This is a genomic window from Lampropedia aestuarii, assembly GCF_004803635.1.
Classification (GTDB): domain Bacteria; phylum Pseudomonadota; class Gammaproteobacteria; order Burkholderiales; family Burkholderiaceae_C; genus Lampropedia; species Lampropedia aestuarii.
The window spans coordinates 82709-102162 of record NZ_SSWX01000013.1; the positions used below are offsets into that span (position 1 = coordinate 82709).

Consider the following 19454-nt stretch of genomic DNA (forward strand, 5'->3'; position numbering starts at 1 on the left):
TCCGTTCGTTATCTCAAGAGGTTCAGATATGTCATCTCAAACGCTGCAAGCGCTGGTGCATACGATGCGCTGCGAGGCTGACGGCATCGTCAGTGTCGAGTTTCGGCCAGCCACTGCGGCTGAAAAGTTTCCCGACTTCGAGGCCGGCTCCCATATTGACTTGCATTTGCCCAATGGACTGGTGCGCAGTTACTCGTTATGCAACCCTTCCAGCGACAGCCAGCGCTATGTCGTAGGCGTGCTCAATGACCGCAAGAGCCGCGGCGGCTCTCGCTATGTGCACCAACAATTGCGCGTTGGCTCCACACTGCCCATTTCGTCACCCCGCAACAACTTCCAACTTGATGAAAACGCACAACGCTCGGTACTGGTGGCTGGGGGTATTGGCGTCACGCCGATTTGGAGCATGTTGCAAAGATTGACGGCCATTGGCCGGTCGGTAGAACTTGTCTACTGCGCACGCAGCCGCAAGGAGGCCGCTTTCTGCGATGGCATAGAGGCATTGGCGCGTGAGCATTCGGTGCCAGTGACATGGCATTTCGACGACCAGGTGGGGGCGCCACCAGATCTGACAGCGCTCTTGGCCAACAAAGGAGACAACAGCCATTACTATTGCTGCGGGCCAACACCCATGCTGGATGCGTTTGAGCGCAGCTGTGAGCAGCTGGGTTATGCCAATGTGCATATCGAGCGCTTTGCTGCAGTACATGTGCCAGCGCCTAGCGCGACTCAAAGTTATGTAGTGGAATGCGCCAAGAGCGGAAAAAGCATTGAAGTGCCTCCTGGCAAAACGATTCTTGACAGCCTGATCGATGCGGGCCTGAAACCCGACCACAGTTGCAAGGAAGGGGTGTGTGGCGCGTGTGAGATTGCGGTGATTGAGGGGGAGGTAGAGCACCTCGACGGTATCCTGACCAAAGCCGAGCGTGAGTCCAATAAGACGATGATGATTTGTGTCTCTCGGGCCAAATCACAGCGGCTGGTACTGGATATATGACCGCCCATGCGGCAGATTAAGAGATGCTAACACCGCACCCCGCAAACCAACGGTTTGCGGCTGAGACCAGGTATGCAGCTGCAGGCAGCGCAACGTGTATGACCAGCTTGTACAGCGATATGCCAAGGGTGGTGTTAGCGGCTCTGAAAATGCGCTTCTTAGGCTTCTTAGGCTTCTTAGATTGGCTGGTGCTATCAAGCCAGCTCAATCCTGCCCAAGCCAGCACCACAAGCGCATACCAAGCTCGCCAAGGCAGCTTGAGCGCATGTTTGACACGCACCCAGCACATTTGCATGGATGCTGGGCGGCCTTGCGCCACTCTGAAAAGACCATCAACAGGTTCTTCCACGCAACGTAGCCGAATTCAATCGGCTACGTTTTTTTGCACGCGCACGCGTTTTTCAGAAGTGGTTCGACCTGCTCAGGCCTGACTTACAGCAGCGATGTGGCGTTGTCCAGCACGTAATCGCAGGCTTTTTCCTTGACGTTGTCCTGGATGCTGTTCAAGTTGAAGGATGTGCCATTGCCGCCCGTGAGCAAGCCGCCCAGGCCGCTGGCGTAAGAACTGTCTTTCTCAGGCTCGGCCTTGCCCAGACCTGCCTTGCTCAACAAGCCTGCTTTCAAGTTGTCAACATTGGCCTTTTTCAGGTAATTGTTTTTCACGCAATACTCCAGCACGCCCGCCACGTTGCCTGCTGAGCTGCTGGCAATATTGGGCATGCCTAGACCGCTCAGCGCGGACGCGCCCAAGGCGCTAGACGACGCTGAACCGCCCAAAGCACTGCCTAATGCCGAGGCACCATTGGAGGAGCCCGATAAACCGGTCGCACCCGATCCGTTGAGTTTTTGCAAGGCACTGCCCGAATCCTTTGTGGGCGTTGTACCCGATTGTCCCAAGCCCAGACTGGAGCCTGCTTGTGCCTTGAGCTTGTCGGTGGCAGATTCACCGGCCGCATGCGCGGCCATGCCGCTCGCCAAACAAGCTGTCAAGGCAGCCAGGGAAATCGATTGACGGAAAGTCCATGCCATAAAAAATCTCCTAATCAGTCAGCGAAGTCAATTAAAGATCGTCTATACGATGGGCGCGCCTACGGTCAAGCCACATTAAGCGCCTAAAGCCCAATCGCCACTATACCCACAAGTCCACGATCGCGTCGTGCGGGCTGTTTGCTTCAATGACTGACAGTAAGAGCGCGTTTACACGTCGATGTGAAAACGCTGCCACAGGCGCTCATAGAAGCGAACAAGTTCTTAGGCTTCCAATACGCGACCGGCTTTTTTCTCGTCTTCGCTGGCCACGCGCACTTTGACAATTTCCACGTCAAAAAACAAAGTTTTACCCGCCAGTGGGTGGTTGCCATCAATCGTGGCCATGCCGTCCTCTACCGCCGTCACGGTCACCATCATGGCATCGCCTTCAGGGCCTTGGGCTTGGAACTGCACGCCTGGCTCGACCGTGGCATCGTCAGGAAACACCGCCAAAGGCACGACTTGCACGGCCTCGTCGTAGTACTCGCCGTAGGCGTCTTCAGGCGCGACTTCGACCTTGAATTTGTCGCCCACTTCTTTGTCTTGCAGTTCTTTTTCAAGGCCGGGAATGATGTTGCCTGCGCCTTGCAAATACACCAAAGGCTGGCCAGCAGGGGACTGGTCAAGCACTTTGCCGCTGTCATCAGTCAGAACGTAATGGAAAAAAGCAACGCTGTGGTGGGAGATTTTCATGGGGAGCTTGGGGTAGGAGAAAGTCAAAAAGAAGATGCGGCGGGCCATGCCACAGCTGGGCTTGTGCTGGTGGACAAGTCCAGCCGCGATGGGCGGTGCCATGCATCACAGACAATACAGGCGCGCTGGCGCAAGCCGCATTCAAGTGCTCAGATTGTAATGGCAGGCTTGCGGCGCAGTCCTTGCAACTGAAGCACATGTGCGCTGCACCACCGGTATGCGTCATGCAGCAGCATGGACCTGCACAGCCGCCATTGGCACGGCAACAGGCGTCAATGGAGAGCGGTTAGGAGGCAATTGCGGCCCACAACAGCAGCATGAAAAAAGCGCCGCATTGGCGGCGCTTGCTCAGCGAAGGCTTGGCTCAAGCCCAGCGGTCAGTGCGCGTCCACCAGCTCCACATCGAACTTCAGAGTCGCGTTTGGAGGAATCACACCACCCGCACCGCGCGCGCCATAGCCCAGCTCTGCAGGAATCAGCAACGTGCGCTTGCCGCCAATTTTCATGCCTGTGAGACCTTCGTCCCAGCCCTTGATGACATGGCCAGCGCCAAGCGGGAACGCAATGGGCTGACCACGGTCGTGGCTGGAGTCGAATTTCGCGCCTTGCTGGCCATCATTAAACAACCAGCCGGTGTAGTGCACATGCACATGGTGGCCAGCTTTGGCTTCTGCGCCAGTGCCCACTTCAGTGTCTTCATACTGCAAGCCCGAAGCGGTGGTGTTAAACGCCATGGAAATCTCCTTGAATCTGTTGAATAAACAGCCAGTGTAATGGCATTGGGCCAGGCATTGGGCCAAGCAACAACCGACCAGCCCTTTAACCCATGAGCCATCATGGCCAAAAGAAAGCAGATGGTCGTAGGGTGGGCTGCTTTGCTGCCCACGCCAGTTGCCGTTCAGAAAAAAGGCGTTGCAACAGGCTTTTAAAAATCACCCGTGGCTGTTTTGAGTACGCGCCATCCGCGTGGGCAGGAGACCTGCCCACCCTACCTTGCTTTTATAGAGAATAAAAATATATCTCTATCATTTATTTCCTCTGTTTTTTCATAATTTAAAAAATTTATTTTTCCTTCGAGTAGATCTCGATTAAATTTTTCGATGAATTCATCTTTTTTTCCCTCTATTAGTCTGGTTTTTTTTGATAGTAATGTTGTGATATTTATTGTTTCTGCGCCAGTAAATTCCATGCTTAATTTTTCTAATAATTTTAAAAATGAGTTGTAGTCGTCGATAATTGTTTCTAGATTTTTTGTTTTTTCTCTTAATATGTATATCGAATTTAACATGTGTTCAATTATGTCGAGTGCGATGAGGATATCTGCTTTTTTTGGTTCTATTATGTCGTGAGCAGCATCATTCCCTAAGAATCTAATGGCATGAAGCATCTTTTTGTCAGTATTGGATATATGGCCATTTTTTTGTAAGTTGTTTATTCTGACTTCGAGGTTTCTGCCTGGAATATTTAAGTCCTTGCATACCGCTTCTACAGTGGCACGTAGTCCAATGCTAGCGATCAGATAAGATTTTATGCCAAGTGTCTCTAAGGTTTGTATGTAAATATTCCTAACCATTATAGGAAGATTGAATGTATTTGAAATTGGTCTGTGTTTTGCAATTACGGGTGGGTATGTTGTAAATTCAACGTTGTGATTTATTTCTCCGTTGTCATCCTCATAATACGCTTCATAGTCGTCGTATTTTTTTAAGAAGGCGTGTGAAAAACATCCTTGACATTTAACAATCATCCATGATGTCATGTCATGGTAGTCATAAGGGTCTGATTCTTCAGAAAATGAAGCAAGTTCCTCGTGTCGTGTTCGTCGATGGCATTCGCGGCAATCTAATGAATATATTTCTTTTGACATTTTATTTTTTCTTAATGATTTTCTTGTTGAGTATTGCTTGATTTTTCTACGTAATTGATTTTGTTGAGGCGTTGCCGAATTAATGTTGAATGATTTTATCGGTATTTTATCGGGGTTAAATGATTTTTCGAACCGCCGCGCCGGTAAGCGTACCTTTCTTCACCACATCCTCAGGCGTTCCCGCCGCCACAATCTGCCCGCCGTTCTTGCCGCCTTCCGGCCCCAGATCAATGATCCAGTCGGCCTCGGCAATCACATCCAAATCGTGCTCGATGACGATCACGCTGTGGCCGCCGTTCACCAGCCGGTGCAACACATGGATGAGTTTTTCCACATCGGCCATGTGCAGGCCCACGGTCGGCTCATCCAACACATACAGCGTATGTGGGGCTTTGTTGCCGCGTTTGGTGATGTCGTCGCGCACTTTGGTGAGTTCGGTCACCAGTTTGATGCGCTGGGCTTCACCGCCAGACAAGGTGGGGCTGGGTTGGCCCAAGGTCAGGTAGCCCAATCCCACATCTTTTAACAATTGTAAAGGATGTGCAATGGTCGGCATGCTGGCGAAGAATTCGACTGCGTCGTCGACTTCCATTTGCAAGACGTCGCCAATCGATTTGCCGCGCCAGGTGACGGACAGGGTTTCTGGGTTAAAGCGCGCGCCGTGGCAGACTTCGCAAGGCACTTTCACATCGGGCAAAAAGCTCATTTCGATGGTACGCATGCCCTGGCCTTCGCAGGCCGGGCAGCGGCCTTCGCCGGTGTTGAAGGAGAAGCGGCTGGCGCTGTAGCCACGGGCTTTGGCTTCCAGGGTGTCGGCAAACAATTTGCGTACTGTGTCCCAAAAGCCGATGTAGGTGGCCGGGCAGGAACGCGGGGTTTTGCCGATCGGGGTTTGGTCGACTTCCAGTACGCGGTCAATGCCTTCATAGCCTTGCAGGCCTTTGAGGTGTTGCAGGTGCGGTGCGATGCCGGTTTGCTCCAGCGCTTCGCGGCCAGCGCGGGTCGATTGCTGGCTGACGACGCGGGCGACGTTGTCTAGCAAGACATCGCGTGCCAAGGTGGATTTGCCCGAGCCTGAGACGCCGGTAATAGCCACCAGGCGGTGCAATGGCACCCAGCTGCTGACCGCTTGCAGGTTGTGCAGGCTGGCGCCTTGCAAGGTCAGTGCGGGCATGTCGGCCTTGACCTCGCGGCGCAGGCTGAACGGGTGGCGCATGGCTTCGCGCAGGTATTTGCCGGTGATGGAGTCGGGGTTCTGCGCGACTTCCTCGGGCTTGCCTTCGGCGACGATGGTGCCACCACGCACGCCTGCGCCGGGGCCGACGTCGATCAGGTAGTCGGCGTGGCGAATTGTGTCTTCGTCGTGCTCCACAACGACCAGGGTGTTGCCCTTGTCGCTAAGGTGTTGCAGTGCGCCCAGCAGAATCTGGTTGTCGCGCGCGTGCAGGCCAATCGTGGGTTCATCGAGCACGTAGCAGACGCCTTGCAGGTTGCTGCCCAGCTGCGCGGCCAGGCGAATGCGCTGGGCTTCGCCACCGGACAAGGTGGGCGCGCCTCGGTCCAGGGTCAGGTAGCCCAGGCCGACTTGTTCCAAAAATGCCAGACGGGAGCGGATTTCTGGCAGCAAGTCGCGGGCAATGTCGGCTTCGCGCCCGGTCAATTGCAGGGTCTCGGCCCAGATGCGGATATCGCTGACCGAGAGCTGGGCAATGTCGGTAATCGCCTGGTCGTGAAAGCGCACTTTGCGCGCCGTGGCGTTCAGGCGCGTGCCGTGGCAGGTTGGGCAGGCGGCTTCGCCCACGCCTTCGGCATCGGGTTCATCAAAACTGCGTTCACGGCCGCGGTTGTCTTCTTGTGGGCCGGAGTCGTCCAGCGCCTTGCGTTGGTCCTTGGTCAGCGCCACGCCGGTGCCCACACAATCGGGGCACCAGCCGTGTTTGCTGTTGTAGGAGAACAGGCGCGGGTCCAGCTCCGGGTACGAGGTGCTGCACACCGGGCAGGCGCGCAAGGTCGAGTAGGTGGTGAGTTGGCCAATGCCTTGGGTGGAGTTGCCGTTTTCCAGCGCCTCGCCCAAGCCATCGAGTTGACTCAGCACTTGCAGCACGCCTTTGCCATGTTCCAGCGCTTTGGCAACTTGTTCGCGCAGCTCGGCTTCGTGTTCTGGCGTGATGTCCAGGCTGAACACTGGCAGTTCAATGCTGTGTTCCTTGAAGCGGTCGAGTTTGGGGAAGGGCGTGGTCGGCACAAACGCGCCATCGACGCGCAAATGCGTGTGGCCGCGCAGGCGTGCCCATTCGGCGATGTCGGTGTAAATGCCTTTGCGGTTGACCACCAGCGGCGCCAGCAGGCCGATGTGCTGGCCTCGGTAATGGCGCAGCAGGTGGGCGACGATGCTGTCTTGCGACTGCGGTTGCACGGCAGCATCGTCGTTCACGCAGTGCTGTGTGCCCAGCTTGACGTACAAGAGGCGCAGGTAGTGCCAGATTTCGGTGGCCGTGCCCACGGTGCTTTTGCGCCCGCCGCGTGAGAGGCGCTGCTCAATCGCGACGGTGGGCGGAATGCCGTGCACTGCATCGACATCGGGGCGCGAAGCGGGCTGGACGATGGAGCGCGCATAGGCGTTGAGCGACTCCAAATAACGGCGCTGGCCTTCGCTGAACAAAATATCAAATGCCAGGGTGGATTTGCCTGAGCCAGACACGCCGGTGATGACGTTGAATTTGCCGCGCGGAATATTGACCGAGAGGTTTTTCAGGTTGTGCTCACGCGCATGCACGATTTGAATGGCGTTGCTGTTGTGGCTGCGTTCGGTCGCACCATAGGCGACGATGGCTTCATGCACTGCATGGGCTTGTGCTGCGGCTTGGGCAGGTTGGCCCAAGGCGGTTTCGTATTCACGCAAGGCCATGGCGGTGAATGACGTTGGGTGCTGGGCCACCATATGTGGCGTGCCTTGCACAACGATTTGGCCACCGGCATCGCCAGCGTCAGGCCCCAGATCAATGATCCAGTCGGACGAGCGCATCACATCGAGGTTGTGCTCAATGATAATCAGCGAGTTGCCACCATCGAGCAGCTTGCGTAATGCCCGCATCAGCTTGGCGATGTCGTCAAAATGCAGGCCGGTGGTGGGTTCGTCAAACAGGAATAAGGTGCCTTTGCGCGCCAGGGTTTGGCGGCTTTTGCTGGCCGTTTGCGCCGCTGCTGCCAAAAAGCCCGCCAGTTTCAGACGCTGGGCTTCGCCGCCGGACAAGGTGGGCACGGGCTGGCCCAGGCGCAGGTATTCAAGGCCCACATCGGCAATGGGTTGCAGCGCGCGCACGACCTCCCGGTCGTGGGCAAAGGTCTGCAAGGCTTGCTCAACGGTTAGCTCCAGCACATCGGCCACGTTCAGGGCTTGGCCAAGGCGCTCGATCTTGACTTCCAGAATCTCAGGGCGGTAGCGGCTGCCGTGGCATTCTGGGCAGCGCAGGTAGACGTCGGACAGGAACTGCATTTCGACGTGCTCAAAGCCACTGCCGCCGCAGACGGGGCAGCGGCCATCGCCGCTGTTGAAGCTGAATTTGGAGGCGGTATAGCCGCGCTGGTTCGACATTGGGGTTTGCGCAAACAAGGGGCGGATCGAGTCCCAGGCACCCACGTAGCTGGCGGGGTTCGAGCGTGCGGTTTTGCCAATGGGCGATTGGTCAACAAACACCGCGTCGGCCAAAAAGTCTGTGCCCAGCAAGGCGTCGTGTGGGCCGGGTGCGTCGGTGGCTTTGCCAAACGAGCGCAGCAGTGCGGGGGCCAGCACGTCTTGAATCAGTGTGGATTTGCCTGAGCCGGAGACGCCGGTGACGCAGACCATGCGTTCGAGCGGAAATTCCACATCGACGTTGTGCAGGTTGTTGGCGCGGGCGCCTTGCAGCAGCAAGCGCGGCGTGTTGGCTTCGACAGGCCGTTGCTTCGGGTTGTCGATGCGCAGACGTGCACCCAGATAGTCGCCCGTTAAAGTGCGGGCACTGCGCAGCGCGTCGGGTGTGCCGTCAAACACAATCTGGCCACCGCCGCTGCCGGGTTTGGGGCCCATGTCGATGATGCGGTCGGCTGCCAGCATCACGGCGGGGTCGTGCTCGACCACGACCAGGGTATTGCCGGCATCGCGCAGGCGCAGCATCGCCTGGTTGATGCGTTGCATATCGCGTGGGTGCAGGCCAATGCTGGGCTCGTCCAGCACAAACAAGGTGTTGACCAGCGAGGTGCCCAGGGCAGTGGTGAGGTTGATGCGCTGCACTTCGCCGCCCGACAAGGTGCGGCTTTGGCGATCCAGGGTCAGGTAGCCAATGCCAACCTCGTTCAGAAATTGGAGGCGGGTGTTGATTTCTTCCAGCAGCATGCGCGTGGCTTGGGCCTCGGCATCGTGCTCATCGGCATCCGGTGTCAGCGTTTGCATGAATGCATGCAAGTGCTTGAGCGGCATTTGCATCAGGTCATGCAGGCACAGGCCGGGCAGCGCGGCCAGTTGCGCATCGTTCCATTGCACGCCCATGGGTTTGAAGCGCTTGGCGGCAGGCAAGGCGGCATCGGCTGCGGCTTTGCTGCCAATGCGCCACAGCAGGCTTTCGGTTTTCAGGCGGGCACCGGCGCAGGTTGGGCAAGTCGTGTAGCTGCGGTATTTGGACAGCAGCACGCGGATGTGCATTTTGTAGGCTTTGCTCTCCAGGTACTCAAAGTAGCGGGCAATGCCGTACCAGGTCTGATTCCATTTGCCATTCCACTTGGGGCTGCCGTTGAGCACCCAGTCCTTTTGCTCGGCAGTCAATTGGCTCCACGGCGTGTCACGCGGAATGCCTTCTTCGCCGGCGTGGCGCAGCAGGTCGTCCTGAATTTCTTTCCAGGCCGGCGTTTGGATGGGTTTGATCGCGCCTTTGCGCAGTGTCAGTTTGTGGTCTGGAATGACCAGGCCGTAATCAACGCCAATCACACGGCCAAAACCACGGCAGGCCTCGCAAGCACCGGCTGGCGAGTTGAACGAGAACATTGACGGCGTCGGCTCCTGGTAGCGGATATTGCTGCTGGGGCTGTGCAGGCCTTGCGAGAACGGCAGGATTTCTGGCGTGCCTTGCGTGCTTTGCGTGCTGGCGCTGTCGTCGCCCGTGCCCTCAGGCAGCACATAGATGGCCAGTCGGCCATTGCCGCGTTTGAAGGCCACTTCCAGGGCTTCGACAACGCGTGCGGGCTCAGCGCGGCTGAGGCGGAAGCGGTCGGCGACCACGTCCAGCACTTTGCGCTGGGTTGGGGGGGCGGTTTTTTTTGTGCGGGCCTTGCTTGTCGATGCGCTGGGTTGCAAGTGCGCTGCCAATGCGGCCACTTCCACCATGCGCTCGGCCTGCACCTTGGTAAAGCCGCTGGCCGAGAGCCATTGCTGCATTTGCGCGTCGCTGGTGTCTGCTGGCAATTCAACGGCGAAGGTGACGATCAGGCGCGGGTCGGTTTTGCCAGCGCCTTCGCCAAAACGGGCATTCAGTGTTTCGAACACGCTGTGCGGCGTGTCATGGCTGACAGGCTGGGCATCGACCTGGTCAAACAACTGGCCGGTGCGGGCAAACAGCAGTTTCAGGTGGTCGTTCAGCTCGGTCATCGTGCCGACGGTGGAGCGGCTGTTGCGCACGGGGTTGGTTTGGTCAATCGCAATCGCGGGTGGCACGCCTTCGATTTTGTCGACTGCCGGTTTGTCCATGCGGTCGAGAAACTGGCGGGCGTAGGCCGAAAAGGTTTCCACATAGCGGCGCTGGCCTTCAGCGTAGAGCGTGTCAAACACCAAGGACGACTTGCCACTGCCGCTGGGGCCGGTGACGACCGTGAGCTCGCCCGTTTGAATGTCCACATCCAGATTCTTCAGGTTATGCTGGCGTGCGCCACGGATGCGAATGGTGCTGTCGTTTGGGGTGGCTGGCTCGGACGCGAAAGAATCTGGGGCAGAGTGTTTGTCAGTGTGGTTCATGATGAAGTAAGTACGCAAACCGAATGAAGTCATTGAGCTCAGCTCAACAAGGCCAGCACCCGTTTGGATCGCTGCGGATTGCCTGAGTCCGCATCCAGGTCAAAGCACGGGCTATGACGGCGTGTTCTTGGATCAGGCTCTTAAAGCAGGCCACGCCGGGGAATATGGCAGCCACTATAAGCGCTGCGCTGCACGGCTGCAGGCGGGTGGCGGTATTGGCCATGCATGCGCCGGCACAGTGGGCGTGCAATACGGACTCAAGCTTGGCGGGCTCAAGCTTGGGCTTTGGCCTATATGGGGCGCAAGCGCCCAATCCCAAGCCCTTGTGGCTGACAATCGTGCATGGCTTAGTATCTTCAAGCGCCCATCCAAGATGGCTTCTCAAAAGTCAATAATCCTTTAGTTGGCTAGACAGATTTGTCTTTTTGGTGCATCAATTTCTCCTGGCTGAAGCCAAAAAACCCCATCTTTTGAAATAAAAACGGCGCTAATTTGCTTTTTATTTACAATCCCATGCTCGCTTGCAATGGTGGGGGCGGATTGTGTGCCCCACTTTTATAAAAACTTGCATTACTCCATATACTTCTTTGGTTAACCACTTCTTTAATGAATAACGGTCAAAGCTTACTCAAAATTGCGGTCATTTATGACGGTAGTTTTTTCTGGCGCATCAGCAACTACTACCGCTTTACGCATGAGCGTCAAAGCCACCTCAACATCAGCGCACTGCACAACTACTTGCGCCACCATATTTCGGCGCTGGAAAAAGACGGCATCTCGACGTTGTGCCAGATCAGCGAAGCCCATTTTTTCCGTGGCCGCTTCTCGCTCAAGGCTGTCCAAACCACGCGCGACCCGCTCAAGCAATTGGAAACGGACCGCTTTCAAGACCAGGTCCTGATGTGGGCCGGCGTGGTTGCGCACTACCAGCCGATGAATGAAGCTGCCAGCCCACCCGAAGAGCGTGGTGTTGACATCAGCTTGGCACTGGAGACCTACGATCTGACTGTCAACCGCCAGTTCGATGTGGTTGTGTTGTTCACCGGTGCAGCGGACTTCTCGCCCTTGGTGCGCAAATTGCAAAGCCTTGGGACCCGCGTGATGGTGCCGGTGTTTGATTTGCCCAATTACGCCAAAACTTCACAGCGCTTGCTGGAGGAGGCCACGTACTCGCTGCCGCTGTCTGAGATGATTGATGGGGTGGTCGATGATGAGTACGAAGACATGATGGGCGATATTTTTCGCTAAAGCCTAGGCAAGCCCTGCACAACTGCCTGCTGTGGTTTGCACGCGGTCTCAGGCGATCTGCTGTGCATGTCTTGTTCGTTCATAGCGATTGCTATGGCCTTCAAAAGACGCTTTGCGACTCATCCTGATGCCGCACTTATTGCAGCAACGTGGGTTGTGCAGCGCTTTTCTGGTGCAGCTGCTGCCTGCTGTGTTTCAAGCCATAAAAAAAGCGCCCTAGGGCGCTTTTTTTATTGTCTTGCTGTGCGGATATTGGCTGGCAAGGTTTGCGGGTTGCTGCTGCGAAACGGGTTGATATCGAGCCCGCCACGCCGCGTATAGCGCGCTTGGATGCTCAGTTGCAAGGGCGCGCAGCGTTGCCAGATGTCGATGAACATCTGTTCCACGCAGTTTTCGTGAAAACCGGTGTGGTTGCGAAAGCTCACGATGTATTGCAGCAGGCTGGCCTGGTCGATCGGGGGGCCGCTGTAGCTGATTTGCACGCTGGCCCAATCGGGCTGGCCGGTGACCGGACAATTGCTTTTGAGCAAGCGGCTGGTCAGGGTTTCGCTGACATGGGCGCGGCTGTGGTCGCTGCGCAGCAAGTCGGGCCGGGGCGTGTAATGCTCGCACTCAATGTCCAGGCGGTCCAGATCCAGGCCGCTGAGTTCTTGGACTGGTTCTGCATCAAAATCTTCTGCCTCGATCACGCGCACGCCAATGCTGCTGGTTTGACCGCTGCCACGCCAAGCGGCTTCACTCAAGTCCTTGCGCAGGCAATCACGCACCGCTGCGGCGTCGGCAAAGCGGGCCTGGTTCAGGCTGTTCAAGTACAGCTTGAGTGATTTGCTCTCAACAATATTCGTGGTCTCACACGGAAAGGTCAGGTGCGCAAGCGCCACTTGCGGTTTGCCGCGCAGGTTCAGCCAACTGAGTTCGAAGGCGGTCCAGTTGTCGGCACCGACAAAGGGCAGGCGCTGGGTGCCCACGCCCAGGCTATCGCGCTGGATCTGGCGCGGAATTGGAAACAGCAAGTCAGGTTGGTAGCTGCTAGGGTAGGCGACGTCTTTGCCCAGCGGCAAAGACGCATCCGAGGCCCCTGCGGGCCCAGTCGAATCGTGCGGAGCTGCCATTATTTGATCGTGCGCACCCAGCCGCGTGTGTCGGCAACTTTGCCGCGCTGCAGGCCAGAGAGCTCGTCACGCAAGGCGTTGGTCACAGGGCCGCTGTCGCCATTGCCGATTGTGAAGCTGCCGCCATCGAACTTGACTTCGCCAATCGAGGCCACGACCGCAGCGGTGCCGCAGGCAAAAGTTTCTTTGACTTTGCCGCTGGCCACATCGGCTTGCCATTCGGCAAACGAGTATTTGCGCTCTTCCACTGTCAGGCCTTTGCTGCGTGCCAGCTCAATCAGCGACGCGCGGGTGATGCCTGGCAGGATCGTGCCCAGTGGCGTGGTGAACAGATTGCCATCGTCTTTGACGAAGAAGATGTTCATGCCGCCCAGCTCTTCAATCCATTTGTGCTCAGCCGCGTCCAAAAACACCACTTGCTCACAGCCGTTTTCATAGGCTTGGGCCTGCGCAACCAGGCTGGCTGCGTAGTTGCCGCCGCATTTGGCTGCGCCTGTGCCGCCCACGGCTGCACGGGTGTATTCTTTGGAGACCCAGACTTTGACGGGCTTAGGGCCGCTCTTGAAGTAGTCGCCCACGGGGGAGGCGATCACGCAGAACACAAAGTGGTGGGCTGGGCGCACGCCCAGGAAGGGCTCGTCGGCGAACATGAACGGACGCAGGTACAGGCTGCCGTTGCCGCTGGGGATCCAGTCTTTGTCGATGCGCACCAGGGCGTCAACCGCTTCCAGAAAGAGGTCTTGCGGAATGGTGGGCATGGCCATGCGGGTGGCTGAAGCGTTGAAGCGTTCGGCGTTTTGGTCGGCGCGAAACAGGGTCACGCTGTCGCCTTCACCACGGTAGGCTTTCATGCCTTCAAAGATTTCCTGGGCGTAATGCAGTACGGCGGCGGCTGGATCGATTTTGAAAGCTTCGCGCTTGCGCACTTGGGCATTGTGCCAACCGATGCCTTCGGTCCATTCGATGGTGACCATGTGGTCAGAAAACGCGGTACCGAAGCCGCCTTTGGCCAAAATGGCTTCGCGGTCGGCTGCCGAGGTGGGGGCGTCCGTAGGAATATGGCTGATTTTCAGAGCGTTTGACATAAGGGTTCCGACTGGGATTGCGTCAACATGAGCAAAAAAACATTTGCTTGAACCTTGGCTAATCTGCCTAAAGTGTGCACGCAACCGCTGCACTGGTGCAAGCATAGCCTTCCATGATAACGATTGTGGCGGCGCTTGCATCGCAACTTGGCCTAAATGGGCATGGAGTTTCGCTTCTGTTTGGCGTTGGCACGCATCGTATCTAAGCAAGTGGACTGGTCACAGTCAATGGGCACCGGCATCGTGTGATCGCGCGGAGGCCATCACAATGCGCTACCGCGCCCTGGCAATTCACGCGACAATGCCCGCCATGATGTCATTCACTGCAGATGATTGGGTTCTGGTGCTCGATATGCTGGGCACGGTGGTGTTCGCCCTTAGTGGGGTCTTGGTGGCCAGGCGCCTGCAAATGGACGGCTTTGGCTTGCTGGTGCTCGCCAGCGTGACGGCGATTGGCGGCGGCACGATTCGGGATCTGGTGCTGGGCGTGCGGCCGGTGTTCTGGGTGGTTGATGTGCTGTATCTATGGGTGATCTTGATCACTTGCATTGTGGCAATTCCGCTGGCGCAGCTGCTCTCACGCGCCAAGGTGAACTGGCTGCTATTGCGTGCTGATGCATTGGGCTTGGCTACTTTTACAGCGATTGGCGTGAATAAAGCGCTGGATTTGGGCGCGCCTGCGATTGTCGCAGTGGGCATGGGCGTGTTGACAGGGGTGGGCGGTGGCGTGATTCGCGATGTTTTGGCTCGTGAAATGCCAATGGTCTTGTGTCGTGAGATTTATGCTACAGCCTGCATTGCAGGCGGACTGGTGCAGGTACTTGTCGATCACCAGACTGGGCAGACGCCTTTGGCGATGCTTTCGGGCATGCTGGTGACTTTGCTGATTCGCCTGGCAGCCTTGCATTGGCACTGGCAATTGCCAACGTTTGGAAAGCTGGATCAGCACTGAAGACTGGGATGCAGCATGTGTTTGGCCACAGGAGGGGCAAGCGGCCCAGCGCGGGGCCAAAAGCCTGTTCACCATCTCCACGCAGCCGCGTTGATGCCCCAAAGGCAAAACACAAAAAAGCGCATTGCAGCGTTGCCCGTTGTGCCTAAACAAACGCGTGAGCTGCAACACGCGCCTTGCGCGGCCCCATTTTGTGATTTGCGCGACTGCGTGGAGATGGTGAACAGGCTCCAAACAATTTGCATAATTTATTCCCATGTGCCGCCTGCCTGATTTACCATGCGCGCATGGCTTCAATAGGTTTCATTTTTATCCAAGCCCTCGGGGTGTTGGCAGCCTGGTGGCTGGGTTTTGGTGGTTGGCAGTTGGTGATTGGCGCGCTGGCTGGTGCTTGGCTGTGGTGGCTGTTGACCGCTTGGCAAAATGCACGGTTCTATCAATGGGCTAAAAACGAGGGCCAGGCATCGAGCCGTTTTTGGGGCTATTGGGCCAATTTGCAGTATTTTTGGCGCAAGCTGCAACGCAAGCACCTGTACCGGGAAGAGCGCCAGGAGCGCAATTTGCAAGAATTGCGCATGGCCATCCAGGCCTCGCCCAATGGCGTGATGCTGTTAGACCATGAGTGGTCGATTGTCTGGCTTAACCACATGAGCTGCGAGCATTTTGGCTTGAATGTGGATCAGGATATGGGGCAAAACTTGCTGACTTTGGTGCGCGATCCTGAATTTGCCAGTTATTGCGCAGTCGGTGATTTCCGCGAAACACTAGAAATGGATGGCCGTGGCTTTAGCGCGATGGGCGGCGGTGACAGGCGGCGTTTGTCGATCCAGGTGTTCCCCTATGGTGATGACAAGCAGTTGATGCTCTCGCGCGATATCTCGCATATGCAGCGTACCGAAGCGATGCGGCGCGACTTCATTGCCAACGTTTCGCACGAAATTCGCACACCGTTGACGATTTTTTCTGGCTATGTCGAGACTTTGCAGACTTTGCCTTTGGATCAGACTGACCGGGAACGCTACTACCAGCGGATGCAGCAGCAAGCCAGGCGCATGCAGGTGCTGGTTGAGGATTTGCTGACCTTATCGCGCTTGGAAGGCAGTCCGCTGCCGAGTTTGAAAGAATACATCGAGATCAAACCATTGCTGCTGCGTTGCTTGGAGGAAGCCGCCGTTTTGTCCAGCTCGCTGGCACCTGATGCACTGGAGCCTGTGCATACACTGTCATTGCTGTATACCGAAAGCAATGGCGAAAGCCGTGAGCTGCATGCTGGGCATGCAACTGCGGCACCGGTGAGCACGCGTGGCAATGGCAGTTCGGATCAGGAAATGGAGCCTGGTCAGGCTGCTGTGCAGCCGCCAGTTGCGGGCTGGCCGAGCACGATGGGCCGTTTGGCTGGAATTGATAAGGAAATCTACAGCGCGTTCTCCAATCTGGTGGCCAACGCGGTGCGCTACACGCCTGCGCACGGGCGCATTTGCCTGATCTGGACCTGGCATGTCGATGGCAGCGCGACGTTTGGTGTGAAAGACACGGGGCCAGGTATTGCGGTTGAGCATTTGCCGCGTGTGACCGAGCGCTTTTACCGCGTCGATCGCAGCCGCTCGCGCGAGACCGGCGGCACAGGTTTGGGCTTGGCTATTGTCAAGCATGTGGCGCAGCGCCATGGCGGGCATTTGCGTATTGACAGTGTGGTGGGTGAGGGCTCGTGCTTTCAGATTGATTTGCCGCTCACTCGCCTGCAAACACCTGCTGCGGTACAGGCCGCTGAGCAAGAGCGTGCACGCAGAGAGCGCATGCTGGCTGCGTGAGGCAGCGGATGTGGCAAAGTGAAAGGGCAGGCTGGGCCTGCGCAACATGCATGGTGTTTGCTGTCGATGCCATCCGCACAGGAAAATACCGCGTGCTGCACCGATTCTGAATTCAGGGTAGGCTGATGTCTGTCTTTGCGGTGCCGATGCACTGTCTGCGGCGCTGTATCCAGGAGTCTGTTAACACCGAATCAGTGAGAATCACCATGACTTATCCCGTTCAAAAAACACCTGCGCAATGGCAAGCACTGCTTGCGAATAAAGAGGGCGCCGAGCCACTGGCCTACCAAGTCACCCAGCAGGCCGCCACTGAGCGTCCGTTCACTGGTAAATACGAGCAATTCTGGCAAAAAGGCCAATACAACTGCATCGCCTGCGACGCGCCTTTGTTTGACTCCAGCACCAAGTTCGATGCTGGCTGCGGCTGGCCCAGCTTTGACCAGGCTTTGCCAGGCGCGATTGTCGAGCATGCCGACCATAGCCTGGGCATGGCACGTGTGGAAATTGTCTGTGCCAATTGCGGCGCCCACCTGGGCCATGTGTTCCCAGACGGTCCTACCGAGACGGGCCTGCGTTACTGTTTGAACTCTGCCGCGATGGGGTTTGACGCAGCCAAGTAAGCGCGTTGCATCAAGCTGAGCGCTTGTGTGGCTAAAGCTTCCCCGTAGAATCGCGTGTTTGCGTTTGTGCCCAGCAGCAGCTGGGCACAGGATTGCCCCTTTTTGATAACGCCCACCCCATGAAGTTTTTATTCGACGTTCTCCCCTTTGTCCTGTTCTTTGTGGCCTACCGCATGTGGGATATTTATGTCGCCACTGGTGTGGCGATTGCCGCTTCGGCAGCGCAGATTGTGCTGACGTATGTGAGTGGACGCAAAGTCGAAACCATGCAATGGGTCAGCATGGGCTTGATTGGGGTGTTTGGTGGCATGACCTTGGTGCTGCAAAATCCGGTGTTCGTGATGTGGCGCTCGTCCATCGTCAATTGGTTACTGGCTGGCGTACTCCTGGTGTCTTTGGTGATTTTGAAAAAAAATCCACTCAAAGCCTTGATGGGCGCGCAATTGCAGATGCCGGACTTTGCCTGGCGCATCATGACTTGGAGCATGATTGGCCTGTTCACGCTGATGGGGGTTCTCAATATCGTTGTTGCCAAGAATTTCAGCGAATCGATGTGGGTCAATTACAAGACCTTTGGTAGCCCTTTGATTACGTTTGCCTTTTTAATTGTGTTGATGCTGGGTCTGAGCCGCTACATCACCGTGCCAAGCCAAGAGCAAAAAGCCAGCAATGACACTCCTCCACAGTGAGTAAGACCATGACCGATGTTGTATTGCCGATTACGGCCCAGGCCATCGACGCGCATTTGCGCGAAGTGTTAACGCCTTCGGAACTTCTGGTAATTGATGAGAGTCAACAACACGCAGGACATGCAGGAGCCAACGGATCGGGCTTTGGCACCCATTTCAGGGTGTTGATCGCTTCGCCTCAGTTTGCAGGCAAGAGCCGTGTGACAGTGCATCGTCTTGTGTATGATGCACTGCGTGACTTTTTTGATGCTGGTATGCATGCATTGGCGATTGAAGTGAAGTAGGGCGCGGCTTTGCCAGCCTTGCATTGACCGAATCGTTTCAATGATTCTCGTTTTAAAGAAAACTTTAGAGGAATTGGTATTCCATGAAAAAACAATTGCTTTCCGCTTTGCTGGCTAGTGCGTTTTTAGCCGCGGCCCTGCCTGCTTCGGCGCAAAATCTGGCGACCGTGAACGGCGTAGCGATCCCAGAGGCCCGCTACAACTTTTTCATTGAGCAGTTTGAGCAGTCTGGCCGTCCAAAAACGCCTGAACTCGAAGCCCAGGTGAAGGAAGAGTTGATCCGCCGCGCCGTGTTCGAGCAAGAGGCCACCAAGCTGAAGCTGGAAGACTCCAAAGAGTTCAAAGAAGAAATGGACTTGGCGCGTCAAACATTCCTGATTCGTGCGCTGTTCCAGAAACACCAGAAAGACCATCCAGTCACTGAAGAGGCCATCAAAGCCGAGTACGACAAACTGGTCGAAGCCAACAAAGGCCAAGAATTCAATTCAGCCCACATCCTGGTTGAAACAGAAGACGAAGCCAAAGCCATCATTGCTGACTTGAAAAAAGACAGCAAAAAATTTGAAGCCATCGCCAAGGAAAAATCCAAAGACCCAGGCTCTGGCTCCAAAGGTGGTGAGCTGGGCTGGGCCCGCCCAGACGCCTATGTGCCTGAATTCGGTGAAGCGCTGCAAAAGCTGAAAAAAGGCGATATCACCCAAGAGCCAGTCAAAACCCAGTTTGGTTACCACGTTCTGCAACTCAAGGATGTACGTGACTCCAAACCGCCAGAGTTGGCTGCAGTGAAGCCACAAATCGAAGAGTCCCTGGCACAGCAACAACTGACCAAATACCAGGAAGAACTCTACAAAGCCGCCAAAATCGAGCAATAAGCTGCGCTTGAACGGCTGATTCCAAAAAGGGCCATCAGGCCCTTTTTTCATCTGCCAAGCAGCTTGGCAGGCGCTTATTCGCAGGCTGCGAAGGCACAGGCCCGTTGTATGGTGTGCTGCCACACAGGGCCACCATCATGGCATTTTGAGGCCATGTGCGATTGCACATAAAATGGCTGGTTGATTTGTTGAATCCGCATTTGTTTGCTCCA

15 protein-coding genes are annotated in these 19454 nt (G+C 56.3%); 8 read left to right on the forward strand and 7 right to left on the reverse strand.

Annotated elements, in window-relative coordinates; genetic code table 11:
- Positions 1-28: 28 nt before the first annotated feature.
- Complete coding sequence (locus E8K88_RS11085; protein ID WP_136406734.1) at positions 29-997, forward strand: PDR/VanB family oxidoreductase; 969 nt, start codon at positions 29-31, stop codon at positions 995-997.
- Positions 998-1429: 432 nt separating this feature from the next.
- On the opposite strand, the gene E8K88_RS11090 is transcribed toward E8K88_RS11085, so the two are convergent.
- The 5 genes from E8K88_RS11090 to uvrA form a co-directional block, all read right to left on the reverse strand.
- Positions 1430-2026, reverse strand: coding sequence for a DUF2501 domain-containing protein (locus E8K88_RS11090; protein ID WP_136406735.1), 597 nt, complete (start codon positions 2024-2026; stop codon positions 1430-1432).
- Positions 2027-2248: 222 nt separating this feature from the next.
- A complete protein-coding gene (locus E8K88_RS11095) occupies positions 2249-2719 on the reverse strand; it encodes an FKBP-type peptidyl-prolyl cis-trans isomerase (RefSeq protein WP_136406736.1) in 471 nt (156 codons plus the stop codon).
- A gap of 377 nt (positions 2720-3096) precedes the next feature.
- Positions 3097-3453 (reverse strand): FKBP-type peptidyl-prolyl cis-trans isomerase, encoded by a 357-nt coding sequence (locus E8K88_RS11100; RefSeq protein WP_136406737.1) that lies wholly within the window; start codon positions 3451-3453, stop codon positions 3097-3099.
- 254 nt (positions 3454-3707) lie between these two features.
- The gene (locus E8K88_RS11105) at positions 3708-4586 is read right to left on the reverse strand and encodes a DUF4145 domain-containing protein (protein WP_136406738.1); all 879 of its coding nucleotides are present in this window, start codon (positions 4584-4586) and stop codon (positions 3708-3710) included.
- 115 nt (positions 4587-4701) lie between these two features.
- Positions 4702-10569, reverse strand: coding sequence for an excinuclease ABC subunit UvrA (gene uvrA, locus E8K88_RS11110; protein ID WP_136406775.1), 5868 nt, complete (start codon positions 10567-10569; stop codon positions 4702-4704).
- 606 nt (positions 10570-11175) lie between these two features.
- Between uvrA and E8K88_RS11115 the strand changes: the two genes are divergently transcribed.
- On the forward strand, positions 11176-11817 hold the full coding sequence (locus E8K88_RS11115; protein ID WP_136406739.1) for an NYN domain-containing protein: 642 nt from the start codon (positions 11176-11178) through the stop codon (positions 11815-11817).
- 230 nt (positions 11818-12047) lie between these two features.
- Here E8K88_RS11115 and queF read toward each other — a convergent pair whose 3' ends face one another.
- Both queF and E8K88_RS11125 read right to left on the reverse strand, forming a co-directional pair.
- Entirely contained in the window at positions 12048-12929 is an 882-nt protein-coding gene (gene queF, locus E8K88_RS11120) for an NADPH-dependent 7-cyano-7-deazaguanine reductase QueF (RefSeq protein ID WP_136406740.1), read from the reverse strand.
- Entirely contained in the window at positions 12929-14014 is a 1086-nt protein-coding gene (locus tag E8K88_RS11125; protein ID WP_136406741.1) for a branched-chain amino acid aminotransferase, read from the reverse strand. Before E8K88_RS11125 ends, queF begins: the two co-directional genes overlap by 1 nt.
- A 310-nt stretch (positions 14015-14324) precedes the next feature.
- Between E8K88_RS11125 and E8K88_RS11130 the strand changes: the two genes are divergently transcribed.
- From E8K88_RS11130 to E8K88_RS11155, 6 genes are all read left to right on the forward strand, one after another.
- A complete protein-coding gene (locus tag E8K88_RS11130) occupies positions 14325-14966 on the forward strand; it encodes a trimeric intracellular cation channel family protein (RefSeq protein ID WP_205880072.1) in 642 nt (213 codons plus the stop codon).
- 287 nt (positions 14967-15253) lie between these two features.
- Positions 15254-16777, forward strand: coding sequence for an ATP-binding protein (locus E8K88_RS11135; protein ID WP_136406742.1), 1524 nt, complete (start codon positions 15254-15256; stop codon positions 16775-16777).
- 206 nt (positions 16778-16983) lie between these two features.
- Entirely contained in the window at positions 16984-17397 is a 414-nt protein-coding gene (gene msrB, locus E8K88_RS11140; RefSeq protein ID WP_136406743.1) for a peptide-methionine (R)-S-oxide reductase MsrB, read from the forward strand.
- 119 nt (positions 17398-17516) lie between these two features.
- Positions 17517-18086, forward strand: a complete 570-nt coding sequence (locus E8K88_RS11145) for a septation protein A (protein WP_136406744.1) — start codon at positions 17517-17519, stop codon at positions 18084-18086.
- 8 nt (positions 18087-18094) lie between these two features.
- Entirely contained in the window at positions 18095-18370 is a 276-nt protein-coding gene (locus E8K88_RS11150; RefSeq protein WP_136406745.1) for a BolA family protein, read from the forward strand.
- A gap of 83 nt (positions 18371-18453) precedes the next feature.
- Positions 18454-19242, forward strand: coding sequence for a peptidylprolyl isomerase (locus E8K88_RS11155; protein ID WP_136406746.1), 789 nt, complete (start codon positions 18454-18456; stop codon positions 19240-19242).
- Positions 19243-19454: the final 212 nt, after the last annotated feature.

What these genes read in the sequence shown, in the direction of transcription:
- E8K88_RS11155 (WP_136406746.1), top strand. Translation starts at nt 18,454, where the DNA reads ATGAAAAAACAATTGCTTTCCGCTTTGCTGGCTAGTGCGTTTTTAGCC.
- uvrA (WP_136406775.1), bottom strand. Translation starts at nt 10,569, where the DNA reads ATGAACCACACTGACAAACACTCTGCCCCAGATTCTTTCGCGTCCGAG.
- E8K88_RS11150 (WP_136406745.1), top strand. Translation starts at nt 18,095, where the DNA reads ATGACCGATGTTGTATTGCCGATTACGGCCCAGGCCATCGACGCGCAT.
- E8K88_RS11115 (WP_136406739.1), top strand. Translation starts at nt 11,176, where the DNA reads ATGAATAACGGTCAAAGCTTACTCAAAATTGCGGTCATTTATGACGGT.
- E8K88_RS11090 (WP_136406735.1), bottom strand. Translation starts at nt 2,026, where the DNA reads ATGGCATGGACTTTCCGTCAATCGATTTCCCTGGCTGCCTTGACAGCT.
- queF (WP_136406740.1), bottom strand. Translation starts at nt 12,929, where the DNA reads ATGGCAGCTCCGCACGATTCGACTGGGCCCGCAGGGGCCTCGGATGCG.
- E8K88_RS11095 (WP_136406736.1), bottom strand. Translation starts at nt 2,719, where the DNA reads ATGAAAATCTCCCACCACAGCGTTGCTTTTTTCCATTACGTTCTGACT.
- msrB (WP_136406743.1), top strand. Translation starts at nt 16,984, where the DNA reads ATGACTTATCCCGTTCAAAAAACACCTGCGCAATGGCAAGCACTGCTT.
- E8K88_RS11100 (WP_136406737.1), bottom strand. Translation starts at nt 3,453, where the DNA reads ATGGCGTTTAACACCACCGCTTCGGGCTTGCAGTATGAAGACACTGAA.
- E8K88_RS11085 (WP_136406734.1), top strand. Translation starts at nt 29, where the DNA reads ATGTCATCTCAAACGCTGCAAGCGCTGGTGCATACGATGCGCTGCGAG.
- E8K88_RS11125 (WP_136406741.1), bottom strand. Translation starts at nt 14,014, where the DNA reads ATGTCAAACGCTCTGAAAATCAGCCATATTCCTACGGACGCCCCCACC.
- E8K88_RS11130 (WP_205880072.1), top strand. Translation starts at nt 14,325, where the DNA reads ATGATGTCATTCACTGCAGATGATTGGGTTCTGGTGCTCGATATGCTG.
- E8K88_RS11105 (WP_136406738.1), bottom strand. Translation starts at nt 4,586, where the DNA reads ATGTCAAAAGAAATATATTCATTAGATTGCCGCGAATGCCATCGACGA.
- E8K88_RS11145 (WP_136406744.1), top strand. Translation starts at nt 17,517, where the DNA reads ATGAAGTTTTTATTCGACGTTCTCCCCTTTGTCCTGTTCTTTGTGGCC.
- E8K88_RS11135 (WP_136406742.1), top strand. Translation starts at nt 15,254, where the DNA reads ATGGCTTCAATAGGTTTCATTTTTATCCAAGCCCTCGGGGTGTTGGCA.